Source organism: Candidatus Coatesbacteria bacterium (genome assembly GCA_014728225.1).
Classification (GTDB): Bacteria; RBG-13-66-14; RBG-13-66-14; order RBG-13-66-14; family RBG-13-66-14; genus WJLX01.
In genome coordinates, this window is the sequence record WJLX01000103.1 from 1 (window position 1) to 3,236 (window position 3,236).

Genomic DNA, 3,236 nt, shown 5'->3' on the forward strand with positions numbered 1-3,236 from the left:
AGGCATCTCCGTCGGCTACTCCCCCAACGCCAAACTCGGTCTGGACTCCGGGCTCAAGGCCGGCCCCCTGGGAGCCATCGCCGTCGACGAGTACCTGCGGACCTCGGCCGAGGGCGTCTTCGCCGTCGGTGACTGCTGCGAACGCGTCCACTTCGCCACCCGACGCCCGGCGCCGATCATGCTGGCCAGCACCTCGACGTCCGAAGCACGGCTGGCCGGAGCCAACCTCTTCGAACTCAACATCTTCCGCAGCGTCCCCGGCACCATCGCCATCTTCTCCACCGCCTACGGCGGGCGGGCCTTCGCCGCCGCCGGCATCACCGAGCGCGAGGCCGCCCGCGAGGGCTTCGAACTGGTCACCGCCACCGCCGTCAGTCCCGACCACCACCCCGGAACCCTGCCCGGCACCGTCAAGCAGAAGGTCAAGCTGATCGCCATGCGCTCGTCGGGCAATATCCTCGGCGCCCAGGCCTCCGGCGGCACCAGCGTCGGCGAGCTAATCAACATGCTCGGTCTGGCCATCCAGAACCACCTGACGGCCAGCGATCTGCTGACGGCCCAGATCGGCACCCACCCCCTGCTCACCGCCCCGCCGACCACCTACCCGGTCACCAAGGCCGCCGAGCAGATTGTCCGCCGCACCGTCTGCAGCTGACTGCGCTCAAACGAACCACGACCACCGGGGACGCCCTGCGGCGTCCCCGGTGCCCTTTATCATCAACGCTTCCCCGGCCCGGAAAAACAGCCCGACACCCCGACCGGCTGAACGGCTCATCCGACAAGCCGGAACTGGCACGGTTCTTGCATCTCGGCGACCGTTAGGACGTCTGATAACGGTCCGCCTTCGCAAGAACCGTGCCAGTTCCGGCGTCGCGCTGAGACGTTGTCGGAGGCCCGTTAGCCGGGGCTGTTTTTCCGGGCCGGTGTTTTATGCGCCGGCGGAGTGCGGTAGGCGGTAACTGAGGGCGACGGCGGCCAGCATCACCCCGCCGGCGGTGAGGTACAGCCCGTCGTAGCCCAGCCAGGCGACGACGGGGGCGGCGACGAGGGGCGCAACGAACTGGCCGAGGTAGAGGGCCGTCGTCGATCCGCCCAGGACCCGGCCGCGGTGGTCCCGCAGGGCCCGGGCCAGCAGGGCGGCGTTGAGGTTGGGCAGAAAGAGGCCCATTCCCAATCCGGCGATCACCAGGGCGATCACGGCGACGACATAGCCGCCGGCCAGGCCGAGGAGAATGTAGCCGCCGCCCATCAGGGCGAAGTTGAGCCGGAAGACGCCGCGGGTGCTGCCGCGGTCCTTTAGTCGACGGTAGAGCAGGGAGCCCACGGCGGAGAAGACGGTCATCAGGGCCACGGCGATGCCGACGGGGGCGTTGGTCTCGATACCCAGCTCACGCAGGTAGAAGGCGATCTGCGTCGGCACCAGGTAGAAGGCCAGCATACCGCCCAGAGCCAGGGCGTAGTAGGGCAGCAGCGGCTTCCAGCGCAGAGCGGTTGGCGGCTTTCCGCTGGTGGTTTGCCGGGCGTCGGGTGGGGCGTCGCGCACGGTCAACAGGATCCCGGGCAGGACGACCAGGGCGAAGAGATAGACCAGGAAGGGGTGGCGCCAACTGACGTCGGCCAGCACCCCGCCGGTCAGCAGGAACAACACCCCGCCGACGGCCGTCGCCGCGCCCTGCAGGCCGAGGAAGCGTTCCAGCCCCAGGCCGTCGAAGTGGTCGCCGATCAGGGTGGTGCAGCCGGTCATCGTCCCGGCGACGGCGATCCCCAGACAGGCCCGGCTGACCAGGATCAGCCCCAGGCTTTCCAGCCAGTAGCCGGCGGAGCCGGCGGCGGTGTAGAGCAGCACGGCGACGAGGAGGACGGGACGGCGGCCCCAGCGATCCAGCAGCCAACCCGCCGCCGACCCCCCCAGGGCGATGAACAGCGCCGGCAGGCTCAGGGCCAGCTTGACCAGCAGGTCGGCCCGGGGCACCGTAGCGAAGGCCGCCTCCATCGCCGGCAGGGCCGGGGTGATCGTCGCCCCGGCCATCACCGTCAGCGTCGAGCCGGCCAGGATGGTCAGGTTGCGCAGGCGGGTCCGGCCTTCGCCGCTCATTGGTAGCTCCCTCGTTCATCGTCGCCGCGCAGCAGGGCCGCAGTACCGAGGAATAGCTCCCGGGCCAGGCCGTAGACGGGCAGGTAGACCCGGGAACGGTAGCCGTACTCCAGTGTCTGGCGGCCGACGAGGGCGCCGACGGCCAGGATGGCCGGCGGGATCACCAACAGCTTGAAGAGCAAGCCCAGACCGAGGATCGCCCCCCAGGCCGCGCCGATGGTCAGGGCGGCGAGGGCCGGGCCATTGACCAGGGCGGCCCAGCGCCGGACCAGGGCTCCGGGGTGGGGGCCGCGGTTGGCGAGGGTATCGGCCGTCTCGGCGACGAGTTCCCGCCGCAACCCGGTTGGGTCGGCGACGGGCCGCCGCCGTCCCACCAGGGCGCAGCGCCCCCGCAGGTAATGGACCCGCTGCCGGGCCACCCCCAGGCGGCGCAGCGTCCGGGCCGGGCTCGCCGAGCGGAAACCGGCGCGGACGGCGCAGGGATCGCCCAGAATACTCGCCGGAGACCCGAGGCGGGCCTCACAGCGGACCAGCGGGCGGCGCAGTCCCTGATGAAGGGACTCCAGTCGGGCCAGGCCGGCGGCCCGCGGTCCGCCGGCTGTTTCATCTTCCTCGGGGGGCGGCAGCAGGCGCCCCACACTCATACCGACGACGGGATCGGCCAGGGGTTCGAGCAGGCGCTCGACGCCGCCCGGGGTCAAGCGCCCCCGCCGACCGGGATAGATCAACACGGCGGCCTCCGTCGCCGCCGGGTCCCGAACGACGCTGAAGCCGGCGTCGCGCAGCTCCGCGGCTTGAGTGCCGACGTCGACGCCGGGTTTGTTATCCGGCTCGATGACGACGGCGCAGTCCGCGAAGGTCAACGGCTTGAGTACGCGCGGCTGTTCGTGGCGCTTCGACAAACCCGCCGCCCACACCAACAGGGGGTAGAGGACGAGGGACGGCGCCAGCAGGGCGGCGCCGATCAGCACGAGCAGCAGGGGCGTACTCACGAGCCCTCGGGGTCGACGGCGGCGGCGCGGGCCTCCCGGGTGGCCCGGCGGGCCGCGTTGTGCTCGGCCAGGGTGCGGCTGAAGGTGTGGGTGCCGTCGCCGTTGGAAACGAAGAACAGGTAATCGTGCTCGGCGGGCTCGAGGGCCGC

Annotated in this window: 4 protein-coding genes; 1 reads left to right on the forward strand and 3 read right to left on the reverse strand. The window is 71.2% G+C overall.

Annotated features, from left to right (window positions below):
* Positions 1-655 (forward strand): pyridine nucleotide-disulfide oxidoreductase (locus tag GF399_07265; protein MBD3400114.1); only part of this gene is annotated, 655 nt, incomplete at its 5' end.
* A 273-nt stretch (positions 656-928) separates the two neighbouring features.
* Here GF399_07265 and GF399_07270 read toward each other — a convergent pair.
* From GF399_07270 to GF399_07280, 3 genes are all read right to left on the reverse strand, one after another.
* Positions 929-2,095: an MFS transporter gene (locus GF399_07270; GenBank protein ID MBD3400115.1), complete on the reverse strand. Its 1,167-nt coding sequence runs from the start codon at positions 2,093-2,095 to the stop codon at positions 929-931.
* Positions 2,092-3,087, reverse strand: coding sequence for a hypothetical protein (locus GF399_07275; protein MBD3400116.1), 996 nt, complete (start codon positions 3,085-3,087; stop codon positions 2,092-2,094). Before GF399_07275 ends, GF399_07270 begins: the two co-directional genes overlap by 4 nt.
* Positions 3,084-3,236: hypothetical protein (locus tag GF399_07280; protein ID MBD3400117.1), on the reverse strand; the 153-nt coding region annotated here is incomplete at its 5' end. The genes GF399_07275 and GF399_07280, both read right to left, overlap by 4 nt.